Source organism: Aminobacter sp. MDW-2 (assembly GCF_014250155.1).
Taxonomy (GTDB): Bacteria; Pseudomonadota; Alphaproteobacteria; order Rhizobiales; family Rhizobiaceae; genus Aminobacter; species Aminobacter ciceronei.
In genome coordinates this window covers 4,316,332-4,340,304 of record NZ_CP060197.1, presented here as the reverse complement: position 1 = coordinate 4,340,304, position 23,973 = coordinate 4,316,332, and the positions used below count along the sequence as shown (strand labels likewise).

The 23,973-nt window shown below is 64.2% G+C and carries 20 protein-coding genes; 11 read left to right on the top strand and 9 right to left on the bottom strand.

The genetic code is table 11. The annotated features are described in order from the left end of the window. The first annotated feature begins 81 nt into the window (after window positions 1–81). Complete coding sequence (locus H5P29_RS21435) at window positions 82–2,313, top strand: arylsulfatase (RefSeq protein WP_154385400.1); 2,232 nt, start codon at window positions 82–84, stop codon at window positions 2,311–2,313. A 111-nt stretch (window positions 2,314–2,424) separates the two neighbouring features. Here the strand turns inward: H5P29_RS21435 and H5P29_RS21430 are convergent, their stop codons facing one another. After that, window positions 2,425–3,369: a LysR family transcriptional regulator gene (locus H5P29_RS21430; RefSeq protein ID WP_169808341.1), complete on the bottom strand. Its 945-nt coding sequence runs from the start codon at window positions 3,367–3,369 to the stop codon at window positions 2,425–2,427. Window positions 3,370–3,606: 237 nt separating this feature from the next. Between H5P29_RS21430 and H5P29_RS21425 the strand changes: the two genes are divergently transcribed. Genes H5P29_RS21425 through H5P29_RS21415 form a run of 3 tightly spaced genes read left to right on the top strand, consistent with a single transcriptional unit; the run spans window position 3,607 to window position 7,648 of the window. Continuing rightward, complete coding sequence (locus tag H5P29_RS21425; RefSeq protein WP_067963137.1) at window positions 3,607–4,437, top strand: formylglycine-generating enzyme family protein; 831 nt, start codon at window positions 3,607–3,609, stop codon at window positions 4,435–4,437. Window positions 4,438–4,452: 15 nt separating this feature from the next. Beyond that, a complete protein-coding gene (locus H5P29_RS21420) occupies window positions 4,453–6,672 on the top strand; it encodes an arylsulfatase (protein ID WP_154385399.1) in 2,220 nt (739 codons plus the stop codon). Window position 6,673: 1 nt separating this feature from the next. Continuing rightward, on the top strand, window positions 6,674–7,648 hold the full coding sequence (locus tag H5P29_RS21415; RefSeq protein ID WP_067963131.1) for a nucleoside hydrolase: 975 nt from the start codon (window positions 6,674–6,676) through the stop codon (window positions 7,646–7,648). A gap of 67 nt (window positions 7,649–7,715) precedes the next feature. Here the strand turns inward: H5P29_RS21415 and H5P29_RS21410 are convergent, their stop codons facing one another. After that, entirely contained in the window at window positions 7,716–8,462 is a 747-nt protein-coding gene (locus H5P29_RS21410) for a DeoR/GlpR family DNA-binding transcription regulator (RefSeq protein ID WP_246786993.1), read from the bottom strand. 266 nt (window positions 8,463–8,728) lie between these two features. Here H5P29_RS21410 and deoC point away from each other — a divergent pair, with 266 nt between their 5' ends. From deoC to rbsK, 4 genes are all read left to right on the top strand, one after another. Then, the gene (deoC, locus tag H5P29_RS21405; protein ID WP_169808387.1) at window positions 8,729–9,718 is read left to right on the top strand and encodes a deoxyribose-phosphate aldolase; all 990 of its coding nucleotides are present in this window, start codon (window positions 8,729–8,731) and stop codon (window positions 9,716–9,718) included. Window positions 9,719–9,986: 268 nt separating this feature from the next. Beyond that, window positions 9,987–12,356, top strand: a complete 2,370-nt coding sequence (locus tag H5P29_RS21400) for an aldehyde dehydrogenase family protein (protein ID WP_067963125.1) — start codon at window positions 9,987–9,989, stop codon at window positions 12,354–12,356. 154 nt (window positions 12,357–12,510) lie between these two features. Further along, on the top strand, window positions 12,511–13,077 hold the full coding sequence (locus H5P29_RS21395; RefSeq protein WP_067963122.1) for a nucleoside 2-deoxyribosyltransferase: 567 nt from the start codon (window positions 12,511–12,513) through the stop codon (window positions 13,075–13,077). Window positions 13,078–13,106: 29 nt separating this feature from the next. Then, window positions 13,107–14,039, top strand: a complete 933-nt coding sequence (rbsK, locus tag H5P29_RS21390) for a ribokinase (RefSeq protein WP_067966732.1) — start codon at window positions 13,107–13,109, stop codon at window positions 14,037–14,039. Window positions 14,040–14,158: 119 nt separating this feature from the next. Here rbsK and H5P29_RS21385 read toward each other — a convergent pair whose 3' ends face one another. The 3 genes from H5P29_RS21385 to H5P29_RS21375 form a co-directional block, all read right to left on the bottom strand. Continuing rightward, window positions 14,159–14,941 (bottom strand): TIGR02186 family protein, encoded by a 783-nt coding sequence (locus H5P29_RS21385; protein WP_067963119.1) that lies wholly within the window; start codon window positions 14,939–14,941, stop codon window positions 14,159–14,161. Continuing rightward, window positions 14,941–15,867 carry a sulfite exporter TauE/SafE family protein gene (locus H5P29_RS21380; RefSeq protein ID WP_067963116.1) on the bottom strand — a complete coding sequence of 309 codons (927 nt, stop codon included), beginning with the start codon at window positions 15,865–15,867 and terminating at the stop codon, window positions 14,941–14,943. The genes H5P29_RS21385 and H5P29_RS21380 overlap by 1 nt, the downstream gene beginning before the upstream one ends. Window positions 15,868–15,929: 62 nt before the next feature. Next, window positions 15,930–16,115 (bottom strand): hypothetical protein, encoded by a 186-nt coding sequence (locus tag H5P29_RS21375; protein ID WP_067963113.1) that lies wholly within the window; start codon window positions 16,113–16,115, stop codon window positions 15,930–15,932. 290 nt (window positions 16,116–16,405) lie between these two features. On the opposite strand from H5P29_RS21375, the gene recQ reads away from it, so the two are divergent. After that, window positions 16,406–18,205 carry a DNA helicase RecQ gene (gene recQ, locus H5P29_RS21370; RefSeq protein ID WP_154385607.1) on the top strand — a complete coding sequence of 600 codons (1,800 nt, stop codon included), beginning with the start codon at window positions 16,406–16,408 and terminating at the stop codon, window positions 18,203–18,205. Window positions 18,206–18,252: 47 nt separating this feature from the next. On the opposite strand, the gene H5P29_RS21365 is transcribed toward recQ, so the two are convergent. The 4 genes from H5P29_RS21365 to H5P29_RS21350 all read right to left on the bottom strand — a co-directional run bounded on the left by H5P29_RS21365 (window position 18,253) and on the right by H5P29_RS21350 (window position 21,468). After that, window positions 18,253–18,741: an SRPBCC family protein gene (locus H5P29_RS21365; RefSeq protein ID WP_185910415.1), complete on the bottom strand. Its 489-nt coding sequence runs from the start codon at window positions 18,739–18,741 to the stop codon at window positions 18,253–18,255. Then, window positions 18,741–19,070: a helix-turn-helix transcriptional regulator gene (locus H5P29_RS21360; protein ID WP_115732507.1), complete on the bottom strand. Its 330-nt coding sequence runs from the start codon at window positions 19,068–19,070 to the stop codon at window positions 18,741–18,743. The genes H5P29_RS21365 and H5P29_RS21360 overlap by 1 nt, the downstream gene beginning before the upstream one ends. Before the next feature lie 239 nt (window positions 19,071–19,309). After that, complete coding sequence (locus tag H5P29_RS21355; protein WP_154385605.1) at window positions 19,310–20,344, bottom strand: porin; 1,035 nt, start codon at window positions 20,342–20,344, stop codon at window positions 19,310–19,312. 287 nt (window positions 20,345–20,631) lie between these two features. Further along, a complete protein-coding gene (locus tag H5P29_RS21350; RefSeq protein WP_154385604.1) occupies window positions 20,632–21,468 on the bottom strand; it encodes a helix-turn-helix transcriptional regulator in 837 nt (278 codons plus the stop codon). Window positions 21,469–21,624: 156 nt separating this feature from the next. Here H5P29_RS21350 and H5P29_RS21345 point away from each other — a divergent pair, with 156 nt between their 5' ends. Together H5P29_RS21345 and H5P29_RS21340 are read left to right on the top strand one after the other, a co-directional pair. Continuing rightward, window positions 21,625–22,839, top strand: a complete 1,215-nt coding sequence (locus H5P29_RS21345; RefSeq protein WP_185910157.1) for an aminomethyltransferase family protein — start codon at window positions 21,625–21,627, stop codon at window positions 22,837–22,839. A 73-nt stretch (window positions 22,840–22,912) separates the two neighbouring features. Continuing rightward, the gene (locus H5P29_RS21340) at window positions 22,913–23,926 is read left to right on the top strand and encodes a BMP family protein (RefSeq protein WP_246670792.1); all 1,014 of its coding nucleotides are present in this window, start codon (window positions 22,913–22,915) and stop codon (window positions 23,924–23,926) included. Window positions 23,927–23,973 lie beyond the last annotated feature (47 nt).

Sequence of the window (23,973 nt, the reverse complement as noted above, 5' to 3'; positions counted from 1 at the left end):
CCGGCCGGGTTTCGATCGATGCGGCATGGTCGATGAACGCGATGCGGCATCTCCGGTTTGTCCGAATTCCGAGGCGCCCCAATGTCCAACGACCACAATCCAGGCCGTGTCGGCCGCACCTATCACGAGTCGGACAACTGGTTTGAAGCCAGGCCCATGCCGGCGCCGGGCAGCCCCAACGTCATCTATGTCATTCTCGACGATGTCGGTTTCGCCGACCTGGGCTGCTTCGGTTCGGAGGTCCGCACGCCCAATTTCGACCGGCTTGCCCAACAGGGGCTGCGCTACAGCAATTTCCACACCACCACCATGTGCTCGCCGACGCGGGCCAGCCTGCTGACCGGGCGCAACCATCATGCCGTCGGCATGCGCTGCCTGGCCAATTTCGATTTCGGCTACCGCAACGGCCGCGGCTCGATCTCGCATCGGGCAGCGACGGTCGCCGAAATGCTCGGAAGCGCCGGTTACGCCAATTTTGCCGTCGGCAAGTGGCACGTCGCGCAGACCGACGAAATCACCGCGGTCGGGCCGTTCGACCAATGGCCGCTCGGCCGCGGCTTTCATCGTTTCTACGGTTTCATGAATGGCAGCACCGACCAGTATTATCCCGAGCTGGTCGAGGACAATCACCCTGTTACCCAGCCGAAATCGCCCGAGGAAGGTTACCACCTCACCGCCGATCTGGTGGACAAGGCGATGGCGATGCTCGGTGCCCATGTCTCGCTCGCCCCTGATACGCCGTTCTTCCTCAACCTCGCCTTTTCATCAGGGCATTTTCCCCACCAGGTCGCCAGGGCCTATATGGACCGCTATGACGGAGTCTGGGACTGCGGCTGGGACGTTGTCAGGCAAAGGCGGCTCGAACGGCAGAAGGCGATGGGCCTGGTGCCTGAAAATACCGAATTGCCGCCCGATGCCCCCGGCGTCGAGAACTGGGACCTGCTTTCGGCCGACCGGAAGCGCGTCGCCGTCAGGCTGCAGCAGGCCTATGCCGGCTTCCTCGAATACACCGACGAGCAACTGGGCCGGCTGCTCGATTTCCTCGAGACGACAGGCAAGCTTGATAACACGCTGATCGTCGTCATCTCCGACAATGGCGCGTCCATCGACTGCGGCCCGGAGGGCACGACCAACGTGCTCAGGCGGTTCAACCAGATCCCGGAATCCTTCGAACGCAATTTGGCTGAGATCGACGAGATTGGCGGCCCCAGGAGCAACAGCAACTACCCCTGGGGCTGGGCCCAGGCCAGCAATACGCCGCTGCGCCTGTTCAAATCCTTCACCCATGGCGGCGGCGTGCGTGACCCGATGATCGTGTCATGGCCCCGGCGCATCGCCGACAAGGGGGCCATCCGCCATCAGTTCCACCACGTCGTCGACATCACGCCGACGGTGCTCGAGGTCTGCGGCGTCGCGGCCCCCGAAATCTACCGAGGTGTCGGCCAGATGCCGGTGCACGGCACCAGCTTTGCCTACACCTTCGATGCGCCCGACGCGGAGACGCGCAAGGACGTGCAATATTTCGAGATGTTCGGGCACCGCGGCATCTGGCACAAAGGCTGGAAGGCCGTCACCAAGCACCGGCGCGGCGACGACTTCGAACTCGACGACTGGGAGCTCTACAAGCTCGACGAGGATTTCAACGAGACCCGCGATCTGGCGAGCGAGAACCCGGCCAAGCTCCGCGAAATGACGGAACGCTGGTGGGCGGAAGCCGGCCGCTACGACGTCATGCCGCTCGACGACCGCGAGGTTCGTTTCCGCGCCAAGGCGAAGCCTGATTCCATCCGTTCGCGCAGCCGCTACGTCTTTTATCCGCAGCTCGAATCGATCCCGTCATCGGCAGCACCCCTGACCCAGGACACGTCGCACCGGATCACCGCCGAAGTGACAATCGATCCGCAGTCCGAAGGCACGCTGGTCAGCTACGGCAACAATGGCAGCGGTTATGTGCTCTACCTCAAGGATGGCAGGCTGATCTACAGCTACAACCATGTTGGCGAGATCACCCGCCTGGTGTCGGTGCCGCTGACCACGTCAGGCGCGATTTCCCTCGGTTTCGAGTACCGCAAAACAGGTCTGCTCAAGGGCATCGGTACCCTTCTCGTCAACGGAGAGCGGCAAGCCGGCGAGCGTGAGCACCAGACCCTGCTGCGCATTGCGCTGGCACCGATGTTCATCGGCCGCAGCGGCTTGCCGCCTGTCTGCGACGGCATCGACGGCGAATTCCGCTTCACCGGCACATTGCACCGGCTGGTGATCGAACTCGGCGATGACCGCGAGGTCGTGCCGCCAAGCGGCGAGATCGACTGACGCCTGACAGAGCGTTTCGGCTTAGGTGCTGAACGCTCTATCTTCCTGTTTTTGCACAATTTCCCGGGAAAACCGCTGCACGGTTTTCCTGGAATTGCTCCATGCTGCCGCCTATTCGGCGGCGTTCTGCGGGCTGCGCAGGCCTTTGTTTTCGAACACCTCGACCATCGCCTTCATCAGTCCGCTATGGGCGGGCAGCCGGTCCATGCCCTGGCGGAAGACGAAGCCCAGATCGTACTGGAAGATCTCCTTGTCGGTCTTGAGCACCTTCAGGCCTTGTCCGATTGGGCTGCCGGCCACCATCGTCGATTCGAAGAACAGATAGTCGCCAGAGCGCGCCAGCTCGGCGCAGGTGAAGAGCGAGCTGGTCTCGAGCAAATAGCGGGCAGGGGGCGCTCCCCGTTCCTTCAGCCAGTCGGACAGCATCTTCAGCACGTCCCGGTTCAGGTTGAACGAGACGAACGGGTATTTGACCAGCTCCATCGGGTCGACCGGGCCCTCCACCTTGGCGAGCGGGTGATGTTCGGCGCACATGATGCCGATCTGTGCCTTGGCGACCCGGCGCGAGGTGAAGCCGGGCAGCCGGCTCTTGGCAATGACAGCACCGGCAAAGATGTCGACCCGCCCAAGCCGCAAATCCTCGATCAGCTGGTCGACCGGTCCGGTCTGCACCGACAGCCGATGCCTGGGAAAACGCCGGTGAAAGCGTGACGCCGCCGGCGGCAGGATCGTCGACGACCAGACCGGGCCGGCCGCGACCCTGATGGTGGCGTCCTGCTCGGACAGGAGATTGCGGATCTCCTGCACCGCATGTTCGTATTCGAGCCCGATGATCTGCGCCCTGTTGAAGAAGGCCTGCCCGGTCGGCGTCAGGTCGGCGCCGCTGGAATGGCGTTCGAACAGGCGCGTGCCGAGCATCTCCTCCAGCCGCTTGACATTCTTGGAGAGCGCCGGCTGCGAGATGCGCAAGCGCTTGGCCGCCTTCGATATTCCCTTGTCTTCGGCGACGGTGACGAAGTGCTTGAGCAGCGTCAGATTGGGGACTTCGAACGACATGGCGGATGCCTGCCTCATAACCTATTGGAATTACCTTCAAGCCTAAATGTATTGGCCCCTGATGGAGCTTTGTCAAATAATCCTGTTATCGCCCGGAGCTGAAGTCACCAGCTGAAGCTCCTGCTATCACCAGGAAACGCCGCGATGTCGTGTTGTTCACCCGTCCGGGTAAGCGAGCCGCAACTGGCCCCTTCACACGAGGTCAGGCCAGCCGCTCGCAAGGCTGATCTCTCCGGCATGTCGGCTGTCCCCGCCGGCATCTGGCGCATCGGCCATGATGGTCCCGAGGCCTATGCCGAGGATCGCGAGGGGCCCCGGCGGATGGTCGCGAGCCCCGGCTTCCTGATCGACAGGACGGCAGTGACCAACAGCGCCTTCGCCCGTTTCGTGGCTGCGACCAACTATGTCACCGAGGCGGAGCGGATCGGCTGGTCCTTCGTCTTCTACGCCCAGCTTCATCCCAGCGCCGAAAAGGATGTGCTTGATCTCGAGACCGGATCGCCGGAATGGTGGCTGCCGGTGCGCGGCGCAAACTGGTCGAGGCCCGACGGCGCCGGCACCGACTGGCGCGACCGCGACGACCATCCGGTCGTGCATATTTCCTGGAACGACGCCGTTGCCTACGCGCTCTGGAGCGGCAAGCGGCTGCCGAGCGAGAGCGAATGGGAGATCGCAGCCAGGGGCGGGCTCGAAGACAGGATCTATCCCTGGGGCAACGATCTGCTGGAGCAGGGCAGGCACCGCTGCAACATCTGGCAGGGGCGTTTCCCCCGGGAGAATACGGCCGAGGACGGCTTCCTCTCGACCGCGCCTGCCGATGCCTTCGAGCCCAATGGCTACGGCCTGTTCAACATGGTCGGCAATGTCTGGGAATGGACGTCGGACAGCTGGTCGCAGAGCCAGCCCCAGCTGAAAGCGATGCGCGGCGGCTCCTATCTCTGCCACCGCAGCCACTGCAATCGTTATCGCGTCTCGGCGCGCACCTCCAACGCCGTCGATGCCGCCTCGAGCCACCTTGGCTTTCGATGCTCGGCCGACATGCCGGCGCCATCAGCCGGATCTTTCTGATTTCGAGGAACTGCAATGAAACATGACAAGTTTCCGGGCCATGTCGGCCGCACCGTCGCCGAGTCGACGCCCTGGTGGCCGACGAGCCGCAACCACAAGCAGCAGAAACCCAACATCGTGGTTGTCGTGCTTGACGACACCGGCTGGGCCGATTTCGGCTGCTTCGGCTCGGAGATCAACACGCCGACAATCGACCGGCTGGCGGCGCGCGGGCTGTGCTACACCAATTTTCACGTCACGCCGCTCTGCTCGCCGACGCGCACCTGCCTGCTCACCGGACGCAACCATCACGCCGTCGGCATGCGTTTTCTGTCCGATACCGACACCGGCTTCCCCAATTCGCGCGGCTCAATCGACCGCGACGTGGCGCTTTTGCCGGCCATGCTGCGCGAACAGGGGTATGGCAGCTATCTCGTCGGCAAGTGGCACCTGACGCCGTCGCATGAGATTTCGCCGGCCGGACCCTATCACAACTGGCCGCTCGGCCGCGGCTTCGACCGGTTCTATGGCTTCCTTCCCGGCTGCACCGACCAGATGACGCCCGAACTGTGCGAGGACAACCACCAGGTCGATCGCGAATTTCCCCAGAATTATCACCTCACCGAGGATCTGGTCGACCGGGCGATTTCTTACGTCCGCGACCACACCGTGTTCCGCGACGAGGAACCATTCTTCCTGCAACTGGCCTTCGGTGCCACGCACGCGCCGTTCCAGGCGCCGCGGTCCTTCATCGAACCTTATGTCGACGTCTTCGCCAAGGGCTGGGACGCGACGCGCCAGGACCGGCTGCTGCGCCAGAAGGCGCTTGGCATCGCACCTGAAGAGACCGAACTTGCGCCGCGCAACGAGGAGGTTTCGGCCTGGAACACGCTCTCCGACGATCAGAAACTGCTCTACACCCATCTTCAGGCGGCCTATGCCGGCTTCCTTGAGCACACCGACCTGCATCTCGGCCGCCTTGTAGATGAGCTCGCAAGATTGGGTGAACTCGACAACACGCTGATCATCGTGCTCTCCGACAATGGCGCCAGCCGCGAAGGCGGCAAGGATGGTGCCGTCGACACCAACGCACCCTATAGCGGACTGCCGCAGAGTGTCGACGAACAGCTCAAGCGCCTCGACCAGATCGGCACCCGTCACGGCGGCGCGCACTATCCGCAAGGCTGGGCCATGGCGGGCAACACGCCCTTCCGCCGCTACAAGCAGCATGTCGATCTTGGCGGCGTGCGCTCGCCGATGGTGGTGTCGTGGCCCGGCGGCATCGCCGCGACAGGCGAAGTCAGGACGCAGTTCTCGCATGTCATCGACCTCGCTCCGACAATCATGTCGCTTGCCGGCCTCGACCATCCGTTGCCTTGTGACGGCCGCAGCCTCGCATCGACCTTTGCCGATGCCGATGCACCGGCGCCGCGGTCCACGCAATATTGGGAGAACCTCGGTCATCGCGCGATCTGGCATGAAGGCTGGCGGGCGGTCACCGAGCATCGCCAGGGCGACGCCTATGAAGACGACGACTGGCGGCTCTACGACACCGAGGGCGATTTTTCGGAATCGCAGGATTGCGCCGGACAGGAGCCGGACCTGCTCAAGGAATTGATCGGCCGCTGGTGGCAGGAAGCCGAGGCCAACAACGTGCTGCCGCTCGACGACCGGACGCTGGTGCAATTGCTGCGCGCTCGGCCGCCCATCGGGCTGATGTCGCGCGACAGGTTGGTCTTCCGCCCGGGCCAGAGCCATGTGCCGATCAGCAGCATGATCGCGGGTTCGGAACGATCCATGGTCGTCACTGCATCGTTTCGCGATCGCGCCGCCGGCGAAGATGGCGTGCTGGTATCGAGTGGCGACGCGCAAGGCGGCTACGTGCTCTATGTTATGGACGGACGCCTGAGCTTCGAACATGTGCAACTCGGCCACCGTGTCGTCTGCGTCGCCGATGCCGTCCTGCCCTCGGGAACATGCGAGGCCGGATTTGCTCTCCATAACCGAAACGGCCATTCTGCCGAAATCGTCTTGCTGCATGGCCGCCGAAGGGTAGGGGCGGCACGTATCCCGGTGACCGCCGCACATCTGTCGTTCTGGGGCATCGATGTCGGCACAGATGCGGCGGACAGGGTCTCCAGCGCCTATCCCGCCGACTTCGCTTACCCAAAGCGGTCGTTCGAGACCTTGACCATAGACTTCCTCGACCAGCCGCTGATCGAGGACGTCGCAGAAGCAATGGAAAGCACCGAGTGATATGGCACACGTCGAAGTTCTGATCGATGTCGATACCGGTGTCGATGACGCGCTGGCGCTGTCATTTGCGGCACTGCACCCTGATATCAACCTGCGGGCGGTGACCTGCGTTGCCGGCAACGCCTCGCTCGACAACGTCTACCGCAACACCCGTGCCGTCCTTTCCATTGCCGGCGCGGGACATGTTCCCGTCGCCCGCGGCGCCTCGCGTCCGTTGATTGCCGCCCCGCGCGACGCCGCCCATGTCCATGGCCATAACGGTCTCGCCGGGCTGGAGCTCGCCGTTCCTGAAGCGGACGGCAGCGACATCCATGCGGTCGAGCTCATGCGCCGGGAGATACTGGCCAGCCCGACATCGCCGACGCTGATCGCGCTGGCGCCGCTGACCAATGTGGCGCTGCTGCTGCGCATGTATCCTGAGGTGGCGGCTCGGCTCGAGCGGATCGTCTTCATGGGCGGCAGCGCCAGCATCGGCAACGCCACGCCGGTCGCCGAATTCAACAGCTGGGCCGACCCGGAAGCGGTGGCGATCGTCGTCGACAGCAGCATTCCGACTGTCATGTACGGGCTCGACGTCTTCTACAGCGCGGCCGTGTCGGAGGATGATGTCGCGGCACTCGAAAGGTCGAGCCGGCCGGTGGCGCAGTTGTGCGCCAAGCTGTTCCGGCACATGGCGGTCAAGGATTCCGACCAGAAACGCATCCCTGCCGGTACCATCGCAGCCCTGGGCGATGCCGGCACGGTCTGCGCCGTTGTCGACCCCGCCGGCCTGACGACGCACAGGTTTCCGGTCAGCGTCTGCACGGATGGATCGCGGTCGCGCGGCCAGACGATCGTCGACCGTCGTTCCCATCGCGGCGAATCCGAGCTGAATGGCGCAAGCCTGGGGCAACCTGTCGATGTCGCGCTGGCGGTCGATGGCGCCCGTCTTGCGCAGCTGTTCCGCCGCACGATCCTGGGCAGCTCTGGAGGCTGACGGTGCAGATGGTCGGCGCAATCCCCGTGTCAGGGCAATGGCCGGCGCCGGCACGAGCCCGGCTGTCTCATGTGGAGCGCTGCGAGGTCTCATCCTCACTGCGTTCTGTGACAACCGCGTCGAAGCTGCTGCTTTCGGCGAACAGGACGGAGCGCAGTCTGCCTACCTTGCTTGTGTCGATGACTAGGATATTGCGGCTGGCAGTGGCCATGACCTTTCGCTTTATCTCGGCCTCGTGGAAATGTGCGCAGGTCGCGCCTCGCGCCCAGTCGAAACCGGCGGCCGACAACAAGGCCACGTTGATGCCCAGCGATGCGATGGTGGCCAGCGCCTCTGGGCCGAAGAAGGTGGCCGAAGCGGGATAATAGACGCCGCCGAGCATCACCAGCGTCACATTCGGTTTGTGTGCCAGCCGCTCGGCAACGTTGAGCGCGTAACAGACAACGGTAAGCGGCATGTCGTTGGGGATGAGGTCGACCAATTCGATGAGCGTCGTGCCGCAGTCGATGAAGATTGTCTCTTCGGCCTTGACGTAACGCAGGGCGGCTTCACAGGCGCGTCGTTTGGCGTCGCGCTGCTGATCGGCAGCCATATCAAGAGTGTAGGAGTTCTCCGGATCGAACATGCCGCGCGGCACGACATAACCGCCCAGATAGCCCAGTTTGTCCGGGTTCTGCTGGATGTCGCGACGCACTGTCATTTCGGAGACGTCAAGGAGTTTCGCGACGGCGCTGATGTGCAGCGCCCGGCCTTGTGCCAGCTCTGCCTGGAGGCGCTCCATACGCTGCGCTTTTGCTGAGCCGGCTTTCGCCACGGGAGACTCCCATCGTTGAATTTCAGAGACGTAACAAGTTGGTCCAGGCAGTACAAGTTTGCAGGATGTCGTCAAACTTCTTGTGAGAATTATAACATTATGATGTTGACATTCTCACAAATATAATGCCCTTTTCAGTCGCGGCGGCTCCATGATCGTGCTCTCGATCGAAGCACAAACATCGTGGTGGCCGCTTGTCCGGTAGCGCTTTGATGGATCTTGTCGTGGGATTGGCAATGGAAATGAATGAGGGCAGCGGCGCGGTCATGCGCGTGGTGCGTGCTGCGTCAGATGCCGATGTCGGCCTGCCGCGCAATCCCGGCATGGCGCTGGATCTGGGCTTTCTGGAATCGATGCGCAGCGTCAACCGCTCGGCGCTGGAGCGCAGGGTCGGCACGCTGATCAAACGGCGCTCGATCAAGGCCGACAACCAGGCGGCCTGGCTGCTCAGGTCGATCTCGCTGATGGATCTGACGACGCTCAACTCCAACGACACCGACGAGCGTGTGCGCCGGCTCTGTGCCAAGGCGCTGAACCCGCTGCGCCGCGACCTGACCGAGGCTCTGGGACTGGGTGAGGTGCTGATCCGGCCGGCGGCGGTCTGCGTCTATCATCCGTTCGTGGCCACCGCCGTGGAAGTGGTGAAGGGCTCGGGCATCCATGTCGCTGCGGTGTCGACGGCCTTTCCGCATGGCCTGGCCCCCCTGTCGACACGCCTTGCCGAGATCGAGGCGTCGGTATCGGACGGCGCCGACGAGATCGACGTCGTCATCCCGCGCGGACTGGTATTCGGTGCGAAGTGGCGGGAGCTTTACGACGAGATCAGGCAGATGCGTGCTGCCTGCGGCGAGGCCCATCTCAAGGTCATCCTCGGCACCGGCGATCTGGCGACTTTGCGCAATGTCACGCTGGCCTCGATGGTGGCGATGATGGCGGGTGCCGACTTCATCAAGACCTCGACCGGCAAGGAAAGCGTCAATGCGACGCTGCCCGTCGGCCTCGCCATGGTCAGGGCCATCAGCGCCTATCACGAGCAGACCGGCTACCTCATCGGCTTCAAGCCGGCCGGCGGCATCTCGACGGCCAAGGTCTCGCTCGACTGGCTGGTGCTGATGAAGGAAGAGCTTGGCCGGCCCTGGCTCGAACCGGAGCTGTTCCGCTTCGGCGCGTCGAGCCTTTTGACCGACATCGAGCGCCAGCTCGAACACCACATCAGCGGCCGCTACTCGGCCAACCACCGCCACGCCATGGCGTGAGGGGCGACCTGGCCATGCCGCGTTCCTTCGCGCCCCCCTCTGGCCTGCCGGCCATCTCCCCCACAAGGGGGGAGATCGGCAGTTCGTCAGTTAGCGGCCACTCGGCAATGCCGACCTCGATTTCTTTGAACCGACTGCATGTCAACTTGGAGAAGGCCGCGATGACAGCTGATCTCCCCCCTTGTGGGGGAGATGGCCGGCAGGCCAGAGGGGGGCAACGTAGAGCGCTCCCCGCCCGATCCTCGCGCCGCAAAGTCCGGAGCCTCTCATGAACATTCTCGAACGATACCACGCCATGGATTATGCCCCAGCCCCCGAGGCCCGCTCAGAAGCCGATGCCTGGCTTGGGGCCCGCGATTTCTCGAAGGCGCTGTTCATCGCAGGCGACTGGCGCGCCGGCATTGACGGCAAGAGCTTCGACACATCCGATCCCTCAACCGGCAAGCTTCTGGCCAAGGTGTCGGACGCCTCTGCCGCCGACATCGAGACGGCGGTGGCCGCAGCCCGCAAGGCGCTGCCGAAGTGGAGTGCTGCCTCGGGTTATGAGCGCGCAAAAGTGCTTTATGCCATCGGCCGCGCCATGCAGCGCCACCAGCGCCTGTTTGCGGTGCTGGAAAGCCTCGACAACGGCAAGCCGATCCGCGAGAGCCGCGACATCGACGTGCCGCTGGCGATCCGCCACTTCATCCACCATGCCGGCTGGGCCCAGTCGCTGGACCGGGAATTCCCAGGCCGCAAGCCAGCCGGTGTCGTCGGCCAGATCATCCCGTGGAACTTTCCGCTGCTGATGCTGGCCTGGAAGATCGCACCGGCCCTCGCCACCGGCTGCACCGTTGTCCTGAAGCCGGCCGAGTTCACGCCGCTGACGGCAATCTTGTTTGCCGAGATCTGCGAACGCGCCGGTGTGCCCAAGGGCGTGGTCAACATCGTCCAGGGCGGACCCGAGGCAGGGGTGGCGATCGTCAACCATCCCGGCATCGACAAGATCGCGTTTACCGGCTCGTCGGAGGTCGGCAAGATCATCCGCAAGGCAACTGCGGGCTCTGGCAAGAAGCTGTCGCTGGAACTCGGCGGCAAGTCGGCCTTCATCGTCTTCGAAGACGCCGATCTCGACAGCGCCGTCGAGGGACTTGTCGACGGCATCTGGTTCAACCAGGGCCAGGTCTGCTGTGCCGGCTCGCGGCTTCTGGTGCAGGAGAGCGTAGCCGAAGCCTTCATCGCCAAGGTCAAGACACGGATGAGCCGGCTGCGGGTCGGTTCTCCGCTCGACAAGAACACCGACATCGGCCCGCTGGTCGACAAGACCCAGCTCGACCGCGTCAGGCGCCTTGTCGAGGAAGGTGCAAGACAGGGTGCCGTCTGCTGGCAGCCCGACCAGGATGTGCCATCATCAGGCTATTATCACCTGCCGACGCTGGCGACGGGTGTTGCGCCCGCCAACATCCTTGCCCAGGAAGAGGTGTTCGGCCCGGTGCTCGCCACCATGAGCTTCCGCAACACCGAAGAGGCGGTCGAACTCGCCAACAACACCCGTTATGGCCTTGCCGCCTCGGTGTGGAGCGAAAACGTCAATCTCGCCTTGCATGTCGCCCCGCAGCTCAAGGCCGGCGTGGTCTGGATCAACGGCACCAACATGTTCGATGCTGCCTGCGGCTTCGGCGGCTACCGCGAGAGTGGCTTTGGCCGCGAGGGCGGGCGCGAGGGGCTGGAGGAATATCTGGCGCCGGGCGAGCCGCATGGCCCGGTCATCAAGCCGTCGACGGCGCCGAAACAGGCCGCCCGCGACACCAGCGAGAACCAGGCCATCGACCGCACGGCAAAGCTGTTCATCGCAGGCAAGCAGGTGCGCCCCGACGGTAACTATTCGCTGCCGATTCTCACCTCCAAGGGCAAGCTCGCGGGCGAGGTCGGCTTGGGCAGCCGCAAGGACATCCGCGATGCGGTCTCGGCGGCGCGCGCCTGCAAGGCCTGGCCCGAAGCGACCGCCTACAACAGGGCCCAGGTGCTCTATTATCTCGCCGAGAACCTGTCCGGCCGCACGGAAGAGTTCGCGACCCGCATCGTCGAACTGACCGGTGCTGCCCACAAGGCTGCCAAGTCAGAAGTCGAGGCCTCGATCGAGCGGCTGTTCTATTATGCCGGCATGGCCGACAAGTTCGAGGGCAGGGTGCACCAGCCGCCGGCGCGCACCGTCACGCTTGCCCTGCACGAGCCTGTCGGCGTCATCGGCATCGTTGCCCCTGACGAAGCGCCGCTGCTCGGCCTGATCTCGCTGCTCGCCCCGGCACTTGCCATGGGCAACACCACGGTCGTGGTGCCCTCGGCCGCCGCCCCGCTCGTGGCCACCGACCTCTACCAGGTGCTCGAGTATTCAGACGTCCCTGCCGGTGCGATCAACATCGTCACCGGGCATACGGCGGAACTCACAGCCGTGCTTGCCAAGCATGACGACGTCGACGGCCTCTGGGTCGTCGCCGAGGCCGAGATCTGCGCCAAAGCGGAGGCTGAATCTGTCGGCAATCTCAAGCGCGTCTGGACCGGGCACGGCCGCAGCCTCGACTGGCCGACCGCCCAGGGCGAAGACTTCCTCCGCCGCGCCGTCGAGGTCAAGAACGTCTGGGTCCCATACGGGGACTGAGGGAAATAGGGGAATAGGGGAATAGGGGAATAGGGGAATAGGGGAATAGGGGAATAGGGGAATAGGGTTATCGCCTTCCCTTACTCCCTTACTCCCTTACTTCCCTGCAGCCCTGGCCCTCCGCAAATAACGTCCAGTCCGAGAGCACGCATTCATGAAAATCTATCTTGCCGGCCCCGAAGTCTTCCTGCCCAATGCGCGCGAGGTGCTTGATCGCAAGATCGAATTGACCAGGCGCTACGGCTTCGTTCCGGTTTCTCCCGGCGATCTCGAGGTGCCGGCGACCGATACCAAAAGGGCGAAAGGGCTTGCCATCAGCTCGATCAACGAACGCCTGATGATGAGCGCCGACATGATCATCGCCAATCTGACGCCATTCCGTGGCATCGCGGCGGATATCGGTACGGCATTCGAACTCGGCTTCATGTGTGCCCGCGGCTGCCCCGCCTATGCGTTTTCCAACACGGTTGGCGATCACTATGCTCGGGTAGCTGTGCTCTATGAGGGGCGCATCGAGGCCGACGCGCAGGGCAGGCCGCGGGGGCCGGATGGACTGGCCGTCGAAGATTTCGAGATGATCGACAATCTCATGCTCGACGGCGGCATCGAGGCGCGTGGCGGCACGATCGTCACGCGCGAGGTTGCGGCCGAGGCGCTGTACACCGACCATCAGGCCTTCGAGCAATGCCTGCGGCTGGCTGCGGCCAGATTCCCGCGCTGATTTTCATGTTCGGAATGGGAGACAATGTGATGGATCGTGCCGATATCGTCGTGCTTGGAACCTTTGTCGCCGACCTGGCCTTCAAGGCCGAGCGGCTGCCGGTTGTCGGCGAGACACTGCTTGGCCAGGGTTTTGCCATGGGTCCCGGCGGCAAGGGTTCCAACCAGGTGATCGCAGCCGCACGCGCCGGTGCGCGTTCCGCCATGATCACCCGGGTCGGGCAGGATTCGTTCGGTGACATGGCCAGGCAGACCTGGTCGCGGGATGGGGTCGACACCTCGCACGTCCTGATCGACGAGGCCGCCCCGACGGGGGCGGCGTTCATCTTCGTTTCCTCGAGGACAGGCGACAATGCGATCATCATCGAGAGCGGCGCTGCGGCCAATCTGAGCCCTGCCGATGTCCGTGCCGCGGAAGGGCTGATCAGCGGCGCCAGGGTCTTCGTCACCCAGTTCGAGCAGCCCATCGAGACGGCCATCGAAGGCCTTCGCCTGGCACGCGGCCATGGCGTCACCACCATCCTCAACCCGGCGCCGGCGCTGCCGGTCGACGACGCCATCTACGTCAATTGCGATTTCGTCACCCCCAACGAAACCGAGGCCGCGACATTGACCGGGATCGACACGGCAACGGACGAGGGCGCCCTGCAGGCGGCAGCCAGCCTGGTCAGGCGTGGCGCCCGCAATGCGCTCATCACACTGGGTGCCAAGGGCGCGCTGCTGCACGGCGAGGCCGGCACGCATTTCGTCCCGGCCTTCAAGGTAACCAAGGTCGTCGACACGACGGGGGCGGGAGACGCGTTCAACGGCGGCTTCGCCGTTGCGATTGCCGAAGGCCGCAACCCGGTCGATGCCGTCCGTTTTGGCGCTGCGGTGGCCGCCCTTTCGGTGCAGAAGCCGGGTACCGCGCCCTCCATGCCGACGCGGGCCGACATCGACGCCTTCATCCGCGCCAACGGCTAGGGAAGCCACTTCAAGCCAAGCAGAAACAATAGGATAGATAGGTTTCTTGATTCAATAAAAAGCGCAGGCGCGTTAAGAGCGATTGTGCCACGGCGCGCGGCGCCCGACATGTGCCCCCGTCAATCCTTCCTGAAGATGATCCTGCCGAGCCAACCTGTGAGCATGGCCAGCCCGATGGCAAAGAGGCCGTAGCCGAAGCCGTGGTCGGTGGCGAAGCGAAAGATGGTCTGCTCGAAGCCCGACTTGACGATGGCCAGCTGGGCCGAGGTTTCCTTGATGAAGATGCCGTTGCGAAACAGGAAGGCACGCGCCTTGTGGGTGCCGACCGGCACGTTGGGGGCAAGGTGCAGCGTGGCGCGGAACAGGCTCTGCGACAGGAACTGCACGCCGCCGATATTGTCGGAGTAGAGCCCGGTCGCCAGCTTGCGCTCGCGCAGCGCCTCGGTGAACTCCTGGATGGTCAGCGGGCTGTCGCGCTTGTCCTCGGGCTCCATGTAGATGTTGTTGGCGCCCAGTGAGAGCTGGCGGTAGTTGTTGGGATCGGTGATGTCCTGCGGCTGGCGGGTGGTCGCCACCGAATAGGACATCGGCACGTTGACGAAGGTCTCGGACTGGGTGTTGATCCACATGCCGAGCACGCGGCTCTTGCGCCGCACCACCACCGGCCGCGCCGGACCCTCGAGCACGACATAGACGTCGTAGCGGCCCTGGCGGTTGATCAGCGGGTCGGCGTTTTCGAGCGCCCCGAAGATGGTGAGGTCGGCACCGGCGAAGTCGGCGGTGATGGCGACGCGGTCGGTCGAAAGCCCGATCTGGATGCTTTCGGGATGCGCCGGCTCCTGGGCGCGCACTGGCCCCGCTGCCGCGAGCATCAGGGCTGCGAGACATGCCGCGACCCGCATCACAACAGCCCGCTCACGCCGGTCAGCGAATAGAGGTTCTGCGGCTTGACGAACAGGTCGAAGCCGAGGCGCAAGGCAACCGCCAGCACCAGCAGTGCGAGCAGCGCGCGCAGCTGTTCGCCGCGCAGCTTCTGGCCGGCCTTGGCGCCGTATTGGGCGCCGGCAACGCCGCCGACCATCAGGACCAGCGCCAGGATGATGTCGACGGTCTGGTTGGTCGAGGAGTGCACCAAGGTGGTGAAGGCCGAGACGACGACGATCTGGAACAGCGAGGTGCCGACGACGACGTTGGTCGGCACCTTGAGCAGATAGATCAGCGCCGGCACCATGATGAAGCCGCCGCCGACGCCCATGATGGCGGAGAGGAAGCCGATACCGGCGCCGATGCCGAGCACCGGGATGACCGAGACGAACAGCTTCGAGGTGCGGAAGCGCATCTTGAAGGGCAGGCGGTGGATCCAGTTGTGCTGGCCCGACTTCTTCAGGGCCGGCGGCACGCCGCCCTTGGTGAGCCGCAGCGCATTGACGCTTTCGATCAGCATCAGCCCGCCGACGGTGCCCAAGAAGACGACGTAGAGCAAAGAGATGAACAGGTCGAGCTGGCCTATGGCGCGCAGCAGCGCAAAGACGAAGCCGCCGGCCGCCGAGCCGGCGATACCGCCGATCAAAAGCACCGTGCCGAGCTTGAAGTCGAGCGTGCCGCGCTTGAGATGGGCGAGCGCGCCGGAGAAGGACGAGGCGATGACCTGGTTGGCGCCGGTGGCGACAGCGATGGCAGGCGGGATGTTGTAGAAGATCAGAAGCGGCGTGATCAGGAAACCGCCGCCGACCCCGAACATACCAGACAGAAAGCCGACCGCCGCACCCATCGCCAGGAGCACGAACACATTGACCGACATCTCAGCAATCGGGAGATAAATGCCCACCCGCGATACTTCTCATGAAATGGCTGCTCGGGGTTCGGCTGGAAGCCCGCTATTTAAGGCTGCTAGGCCTGCTCGGCTTGTCGCGGACCACCTCGAAGCCGCATGTCGGCGGACATCGCCTTGCTCAGCGTGGCGGGGCCGGGGCCGCGCATATAGTGCCGTTCCGGGTGATACCGTTCGCGCATGCACGCGCCGAGCAATTCGGCGAAGATCCTCTTCAGGACGATCAGTTTGTGAAGCGATGGCATCGGACTTTGTCGATCAGTTTGGGTCGATCAGTTGGGTCGATCGGTTGAGAGTGGGGACACGCTATCAGCATCGAGGGTGCATCACGCATAGCGACTGGGACTAACGGTATTCCAGGAAGGAATGGGAACCGGGGGAAAAGGCCGGTGCCTGGGGTGGCGGCTTGCCCTGCGGTACAGATGGACAGGTTGAGGACACCACCAACAGGCAGACCGACAAAAAGGCGCAGCGATGATCGTCAGGGCGGCGAAGCTGCTATGAACGAGGTCAAGATGATTCTCCGTGCTGCCCGATGACCGCCACCGCTCTCGACATCCTCAAGACCGTCTACGGCTATGATGCGTTCAGGGGACCGCAGGCGCGGATCGTCGAGCATGTCATCGCCGGCAACAATGCCTTCGTGCTGATGCCGACGGGCGGCGGCAAGTCGCTCTGCTATCAGATTCCCGCGATCGTCCGTCCCGGCATGGGGCTCGTCGTGTCGCCGCTGCTGGCGCTGATGGCCGATCAGGTGACAGCGCTCAGGCAGGCAGGGGTGCGGGCGGCCGGGCTGAACTCCGACCTGTCGCCCGACGACCGCCGCGCGCTGTGGCGCGATATCCGTTCCGGTGCGCTCGACCTGCTTTATGTCTCGCCTGAAACCTTGCTGCGGCCCGATGTGCTGGAGCTGCTGGAGAGCGTGAAGCTGTCGCTGATCGCCATCGACGAGGCGCACTGCCTGTCGCAGTGGGGGCACGACTTCCGTCCCTCTTATCGCCAGCTCGACGCGATCGTCTCGCGCTTTGCCGGCACCCCGCGCATGGCGCTGACCGCCACCGCCGACGAGCCGACGCGCGCGGAAATCCTGTCGCATCTCGAAATCGACGAGCTAGACGCCTTCATCGCCGGTTTCGACCGGCCCAACATCCGCTACGCCATCGAGGAAAAGGACAATCCGCGCGCCCAGCTCAAGGAGTTCCTCAAGCGCTACGAGGGCGAGAGCGGCATCGTCTATTGCCTGTCGAAACGCCGGACCGAAGAAACCGCCGCCTGGCTCAAGGGCCTCGGTTATGATGCGCTGGCCTATCACGCCGGCATGGACAAGGCGGCGCGCGAGGCCAACCAGATGCGCTTCCAGCATGGCGAGGCGGTGATCATGGTCGCCACCGTCGCCTTCGGCATGGGCATCGACAAGCCGGATGTGCGCTTCGTCGCCCATATCGACCTGCCCGGCAGCATCGAGGCCTATTATCAGGAGACCGGTCGCGCCGGCCGCGACGGCCTGCCGTCCGAGACGCTGATGCTCTATGGCTATGACGATATCGCGCTGCGCAGCCGCTTCATCGAGGAGTCTGATGCACCCGACCAGCGCAAGCGCATGGAGCGGCAGAAGCTCGATGCGCTATTGGGCCTGGCCGAGACGGCAAGCTGCCGGCGGCAGGTTTTGCTGTCCTATTTCGGCGACGAGTGCGAACCGTGCGGCAATTGCGACACCTGTGCCGAGCCGCCGAAATTGTTCGACGGCGCCATTTCGGCGCAAAAGGCGCTGTCATGCATCTACCGCACCGGCGAGCGTTTCGGACAGGCCTATGTCGTCGACGTGCTTCTGGGCGTCGACAACGAGCGCATCGCCCAGTTCGGCCATGACAGGATTTCCACCTTCGGCATCGGCACCGAACATGACAACCGCACCTGGCGGGCGATCCTGCGCCAGCTGATCGCGCTGCGCCTCGTCGACGTCGACCTTTCCGGCCATGGCGGCCTGTCGATTGCATCAGCCGGCCGCGAATTCCTGCGCGACAAGCCAACGCTGATGCTGCGCGTGCCGGCTCCAGTGCGCGCCAGGCGCGGCAAGGTCGCGCGCGGTGCGGCCCAGGCTGCCGTCAGCGATGCGGACCAGGACCTGTTCCAGGCGCTCAGGCGGAAGCGCACCGAGATCGCGCGGGCCCAGAACGTGCCGCCCTATGTCATCTTCCACGACAAGACGTTGATCGAGCTGGCCGCAGCCAGGCCGGCCTCACGCGCTGAGATGGCCAGCGTGCCCGGTGTCGGCGAAGCCAAGCTCGACCGCTATGGCCCCGCCTTTCTCGAGGTGATCGCCGCACACGAATGACGAGGCGGGCTCACCGTCGTCGACAGATGCACCGCGCCGTCAAAGGCCTAGCGGTCCAGCCAGGCGGCGAGGCCGTCCAGCGTCTGCAGCCCGTATTCGACCGCGCCGAAGCCGATGACCTCCTGACGCCGCTTGGCGCTGGGGTGGAGCTGGCGCATGGTCAGCACGGTCTTGCCGTCGCTCTGTTCGTCGAAGGTCACCGTGACGCGGAAACGCTCGGGGTCCTCTGAAGCGGGCGTACCGTAGTCCATCACGATGCGCTCGTTCGGCACGATCTCCAGGAAGCGCATCAGGTTGGGGAAGCGCTGCTGCTTGCCCTCGAAGACGCCGACCATGTCGAAGCGCCAGAGCCCGCCCTCGCGGATATCGGCCTCGTGGCTCTCGATGGCGAGGCCGGCCGGCCCGTACCATTGGGCCAGCGCCTTGGGGTCCATCCAGGCGGCAAAGACCTTTTCGCGCGGGTGGTTGAGCAGCTTGACCAGCACGATTTCGCGGTCGAGCGACCAGGTTTCAAACAGCTTTTCCATGTTCTTCATCATCCTTCCGTCTTGTCCAGATAGGTTTCCAGCCGATCCAGGCGCTCGGCCCAGCGCCGGCGCTCCGCTTCCATCCAGTCCGCCGCCTCGTCGAAGCGCTGTGGCACCAGCCGGCACCAGCGGCTGCGCCCGCGCTTTTCGCTGACGATCAGCCCGCACTCTTCCAGCACCTTGAGATGCTGCGCGAAGGAGGGCAGCGCCATGTCGAAAGGTTCGGCCAGGGCGCTGACCGGCACTTCGCCCGCGGCCAGCCGCGACACCACCGCACGGCGGGTTGGGTCGCTGAGCGCGTGAAAGGCAAGATCGAGTGGCGTTGAATGGTAAGGCATGTGCCTTAGTAATCGAACCGAAAACGCCGGTCAAGGAAAATAAGGTACATGCCTTAGTATTTGCCTGCAGGCCGGCAGCGGACCGGCAGCTTCAAGCTGCGGCGACAGGAGAGACGCAACGTCTGGAGCCTGGCATATCCGTCAGCAAGGCCGGCAGACCGCTCTCCAGGGACTGAACGAAAACGGCGTCCGGTGCAGGAACCGGACGCCGTGAGAGACAGCCTGGGACGATGCTGCCGTCAGAAGTCGGCCTGCATGCGGACAAAACCGCCGATGGCGTCGGCGTCGGGCATGTCGAAATTGTCGTAATAGCCAATCTCGGGCGAGACGGTCAGGCCGTCGACCACCTTCCAGGCGATGTTGGCGACGGCGGCGAAATTCTCCTGTGCGTCGTAGCCGAGCTGCAGGTTGAAGGTCGCCTTGTCGGTTAGCTTGGCCGCGCCGCCGCCCCAGACGGCCCAGCGCCCGCCCCAGACGCCGTAGAACTGGGAGTAGGGGTCGCTGTCGTCGGTCTTGGCGCCGGCCATCGCCCAGAGAGAGATTCTGTCGTTGACGGTTACGTCGAGCCTGAGCTTGCCGGCCCATTCCTCGGTGACGGAATCGTAGCCGACAACCGCGGTGATGCCGCCCCAGTCCCTGGCGTAGCCGCCGCCGAGCACGACGCGCGGCATGTAGCTGTCGATGACGTCGCCGTTCCAGCCGCCTTCGAGCGCAAGCGCCAGCGACAGCCCGTTGGAGCCGGCCCATTTGTAGCCGAGCGTGGTGGTGGTGAACGGGCCGTAGCCGACGATGGCGTCGTTGGAGACTCCGCCGGCATAATAGGTCTGGGTGATGAACAAGGAATCGTTGACGCCGGCGAAGAAACCGCCGAGCTCGATCATCGCCATCTCGATTTCGGCGCTCTGCACGGCGTCGGCGGCGTCGCGCTTGTGCTGGAAATTGATGTAGGCATAGGTCCGGAACGTGCCGAACTCGGTTTCGGCTCGCGCGTCGGCCTGCAACTGGAAACGGGCGAGTGTGTAATAGGTGTCGCGGTCGCCATCACTGTCGACATCGACGCCGAACAGCGGACCGAAGCCGGTTTCAAGGCGGAGGTAGCCGCCGACCCTGAGGCAGGTCTCGGTGCCGGGAATGTGGTAGAAGCCGGTGCCGTAAACGTCGCAGACACGGACATAGTCAACGCTTTCGGCATCGACGGCCAGTGCAGCTGACGTGCTGGAGGCAGCCAGAAGGGTGGCGCCGGCAAGCGCGGGCGCAAGTCTGTTCAATCGCATTCCAGTCCCCTCGTTTTGGTTGTCGGGCCGGCTGCAGCAGCCGGCACCGCACCTCCGGTCCTCGCCTGGTGCAACCCGAACGAAGGGTTCGACCCCCGCGACGTGGCGAGGGAGGTGCAGGGCGGGTTCGGGACGCCACCTGTTTGTCTGGGCTTATTAGGCGCGGCTTTTGTACGCTAGGTGATCGCCTGTCCGTGTGACATGCCGGGAAGGCATGAATACATGTCTAGAAGTAAGATCGGCCAGCCGGGCACAATCAGCAGGCGCGCAGAGCGTGCCATACAAGGTCAGAAGCTGGTGCTCTCCATCTCCTCGGCGTCGAGCGACGACATGCGGAAACCCTTGCCGCTCCTGAGCTCGCGCGGTGTCTGGCCGAAAGCCTTGCGGATATGGCGCGAGAAATGGAACGGGTCCTGGTAGCCGCATTCATAGGCGATCCGAGCGATCGGCGTGCCGCTGTTCATCAGCATGGCAGCGCCCTGCGAGGCCCTGACATGCCAGATGTAGCGGGCAGGGGTCAGCCCCATATGCCTGACGAACAGCAAGGTCAGGTGCTGGCGGCTGACGATGGCCGCTTCAGCGACATCGGCTACGGTGATCTGGGTCTTGAAATTGGCGTCGACAAAGGCTCTGGCGCGCTGCACGACATCGGGCAGGGCGCCGAGCTTTTCCTTGTCCTGCACGGCAAGGGTGAAGGAGCTGCAAAGCGCCTGACCGATGGTGTTGCGCACCTCGTTGACGCCGCTGCGCGATGATCCCCCAAGTTCCACGCCGAGCAGCATCAGCTGGTGGATGCGGTTGTCGAGCGGCACGATGTCGGGTCCGCTGCGCCAGGATTTCATGATCAGGCTCGAGACCGCCGACGGCGCAGTTTCGCACCAGGCGACGCGTGTGTGCCTGTCGCGTGGATAGAGGAAGGAAATCGGCGTGCGATTGAGGATCAGCGCCGCTTCGCCGGCATTGACCTCGAAGTCCCCATCATCGCTGCCGACCTTGGCCTGGCCCTCGAACACGGCAAGGATCTGCAGATAGGCGAGCTTCATCGGACCGAAGAAGCCGCCGTTTTCGTAAGTTTCCTCACCGAACGAGAAGGTCTGCCCGCCGGCGAAAACGATCGAACTCATGCAAGCCTCCCGGTCTGAAATCGCTGGCGGTGATGGCTCTCTGGCCCAAGGTTATCTGACATAGAGACATGTTTCTAGGTCTCAAAGTCATTCACGGTCAGCCCCCGCTTTCATATCGTCCGGCCAATGAACGGACCACAGAGGGCAGGAGCCACCATGGAATTCAAGGGTACCCCGTTTCACAGCCATTCGAGTGCGAACAATGCGACGCGCTGGTGGTACGCATGGGACCGCTACCTCGTGCCGGACATGTTCAGCGGCGTCGAGGAGGAGATCCGGGCGATCCGCACGACGGGCGCGATGATCGACATGTCGCCGCTGCCCAAGGCCGAGATTGCCGGCGCCGGTGCTGCTGCCTTGCTCGATCGGCTGATTACCCGCTCGGTCGCCAGCATGGAGATCGGTCATGCCATCTACACGCCGCTCTGCGCCGAGAGCGGGCACGTCGTCTCCGACGGGCTGGTGCTGCGCATCGCCGAGAATGTCTATCGCCTGTCGGGTGACTCGGCCGTCGAATGGTGCGAGCGCCATGCAAAGGGTTTCGACGTCACGATCCGCGATGTGACCGACGAGGTCGGCATCCTGTCGCTGCAGGGGCCGAATTCGACGCTGACGCTGGAAAAGGCGACCGGCGAGAGCTGGGACAAATTCCGCTTCTCCCGCATCCGCAAGGCGATCATCGGCGGTGCCGAGGTCGACGTGGTCAGGCAGGGCTTCACCGGCGAACTTGGCTACGAGATCTGGCTGAACCGCGAGGATGGCGCCGCGGTCTGGGCAGCGGTGCGCCGGGCAGGGCAGGATTTCGGCATCGTGCCGGCGGGCGAATACGCCGCCGACATCGCCCGTGTCGAGGCCGGCATCATCCTGATCCGCGCCGACTACACCGGCGCAGGCCCACAGTTGCAGTTCGCCCATGGCGTTCTCGACGGCGAGAACCTGGTCACGCCAGGCGAGCTTGGGCTTGAACGCCTCGTCGATCTCGGCAAGGCCGACTTCGTCGGCAAGGCAGCGCTTGAAGTGCAGGGGGCCAATGGTCACGCCGCCAACGGCTTTACCGGACTGGTCTTCGACACCGACGAGATCTACGCGCTCTATCGCCGCGCCAACGCCTCGCCGAATCTGTGCCCGCGTGTCCGCTGGCAGGCGATGAAGCTTGTCCACGAGGGACGCGTCGTCGGCCGCGCCACCAGCGTCACCTGGAGCCCGACGGTTGGCGCCATCATCGGCTTTGCCTGCCTCGGCGCGGAGCTGATCGAGGTCGGGCGCAACGACATCCAGGTTGAATGGACCGACGAGACCGGGCGCGTGCTCGGGCTGGTGTCGACCCGCCAGGTGGCCACGCCGTTCACCGCGCTGAAGCGCTCCGCCTGAGCCTGCACAGTTCGGCCGGAGCCCAGAACGGGCCCGGCCGCGAACGACAAAGGGAGGAACCTTGGAAATGTCTATGCTTCGCAAAGCAACAATTGCGGCGGTCACTGCGGTCTGCGCCATCGCAACCGGCCCGGCCTTCGCCGATGAGCCGACAAAGGTGAAGATCGCGCTGGTGCTGACCGGCGGCGTCGAGTCGTCGTGGCAGAGCAGCCTGATCGCGGCGCTCGAACGGGTGAAGGCCGCACGGCCGCACGGCCTCGACGTTGAATGGACCGTCGGCGACCCGGTGTTCGACGACGACGCCGCAGAAGCGATGCGCATCTATGCCGAGTCCGGCGACTACCAGATCATCTGGGGACACGGGCCCTATTCGGATCAGGTCGCCAAGGTGAAGGACGAATTCCCCGACATGGCTTTCGCCGTCGTCGGCTCGGGCAACCAGCCTCTGGGCGGCAACCAGTACTGGATCTACAAGCGTGTCCACGAGGCATCCTACCTCGGCGGCATGCTTGCCGGCGGCATGAGCAAGTCGGGATCGCTCGGGGTGGTCGGTACTTTCCCCGGCGACGACATCAATGACGAGATCAATGCGTTCTTTGCCGGTGCGCGGCAGATGCACGCCGACATCAAGCAGCGCGTCGCTTTCGTCGAGTCCTGGTACGACCCTGGCAAGGCGGCCGAATACACCAATGCCCAGGTGGCGACCGGCGTCGACGGCATCCTCCAGCTCACCGGCAATTTCGAAGCCTGCAAGCTCAACAAGATCTATTGCTTCGGCAGCAAGGCCGACGAGAACTACTTCGCGCCTGAGAACGTGATGACCAGCGCGGTGGCCCTCTGGGATCCCGACATCAACTGGGTGATCGACGAATGGTGGAACCACGCCACCATGGGCGCGCCCTACAAGGGCAATGCCGAGCCGCGCTGGTTTTCCATGGCCGAAGGCGGCGTGACGCTTGCGCCCTACCACGCGCTCGACGCCAAGGTGCCGGCCGAGGTCAAGGCGAAGGTTGCCGAAACCGAGAAATCCATTCGCGACGGCATCTTCAAGGTGCCGCTCGATACTGCCTTGCCGGTTTCGCAATAGGCGGACCTGGGGCGCCCCGCCGGTGAGGAGACCGGCGGGGCGCGACG

What these genes read in the sequence shown, in the direction of transcription:
- H5P29_RS21435 (WP_154385400.1), top strand. Translation starts at nt 82, where the DNA reads ATGTCCAACGACCACAATCCAGGCCGTGTCGGCCGCACCTATCACGAG.
- H5P29_RS21430 (WP_169808341.1), bottom strand. Translation starts at nt 3,369, where the DNA reads ATGTCGTTCGAAGTCCCCAATCTGACGCTGCTCAAGCACTTCGTCACC.
- H5P29_RS21425 (WP_067963137.1), top strand. Translation starts at nt 3,607, where the DNA reads ATGTCGGCTGTCCCCGCCGGCATCTGGCGCATCGGCCATGATGGTCCC.
- H5P29_RS21420 (WP_154385399.1), top strand. Translation starts at nt 4,453, where the DNA reads ATGAAACATGACAAGTTTCCGGGCCATGTCGGCCGCACCGTCGCCGAG.
- H5P29_RS21415 (WP_067963131.1), top strand. Translation starts at nt 6,674, where the DNA reads ATGGCACACGTCGAAGTTCTGATCGATGTCGATACCGGTGTCGATGAC.
- deoC (WP_169808387.1), top strand. Translation starts at nt 8,729, where the DNA reads ATGCGCGTGGTGCGTGCTGCGTCAGATGCCGATGTCGGCCTGCCGCGC.
- H5P29_RS21400 (WP_067963125.1), top strand. Translation starts at nt 9,987, where the DNA reads ATGAACATTCTCGAACGATACCACGCCATGGATTATGCCCCAGCCCCC.
- H5P29_RS21395 (WP_067963122.1), top strand. Translation starts at nt 12,511, where the DNA reads ATGAAAATCTATCTTGCCGGCCCCGAAGTCTTCCTGCCCAATGCGCGC.
- rbsK (WP_067966732.1), top strand. Translation starts at nt 13,107, where the DNA reads ATGGATCGTGCCGATATCGTCGTGCTTGGAACCTTTGTCGCCGACCTG.
- H5P29_RS21385 (WP_067963119.1), bottom strand. Translation starts at nt 14,941, where the DNA reads ATGCGGGTCGCGGCATGTCTCGCAGCCCTGATGCTCGCGGCAGCGGGG.
- H5P29_RS21375 (WP_067963113.1), bottom strand. Translation starts at nt 16,115, where the DNA reads ATGCCATCGCTTCACAAACTGATCGTCCTGAAGAGGATCTTCGCCGAA.
- recQ (WP_154385607.1), top strand. Translation starts at nt 16,406, where the DNA reads ATGACCGCCACCGCTCTCGACATCCTCAAGACCGTCTACGGCTATGAT.
- H5P29_RS21365 (WP_185910415.1), bottom strand. Translation starts at nt 18,741, where the DNA reads ATGAAGAACATGGAAAAGCTGTTTGAAACCTGGTCGCTCGACCGCGAA.
- H5P29_RS21360 (WP_115732507.1), bottom strand. Translation starts at nt 19,070, where the DNA reads ATGCCTTACCATTCAACGCCACTCGATCTTGCCTTTCACGCGCTCAGC.
- H5P29_RS21355 (WP_154385605.1), bottom strand. Translation starts at nt 20,344, where the DNA reads ATGCGATTGAACAGACTTGCGCCCGCGCTTGCCGGCGCCACCCTTCTG.
- H5P29_RS21350 (WP_154385604.1), bottom strand. Translation starts at nt 21,468, where the DNA reads ATGAGTTCGATCGTTTTCGCCGGCGGGCAGACCTTCTCGTTCGGTGAG.
- H5P29_RS21345 (WP_185910157.1), top strand. Translation starts at nt 21,625, where the DNA reads ATGGAATTCAAGGGTACCCCGTTTCACAGCCATTCGAGTGCGAACAAT.
- H5P29_RS21340 (WP_246670792.1), top strand. Translation starts at nt 22,913, where the DNA reads ATGCTTCGCAAAGCAACAATTGCGGCGGTCACTGCGGTCTGCGCCATC.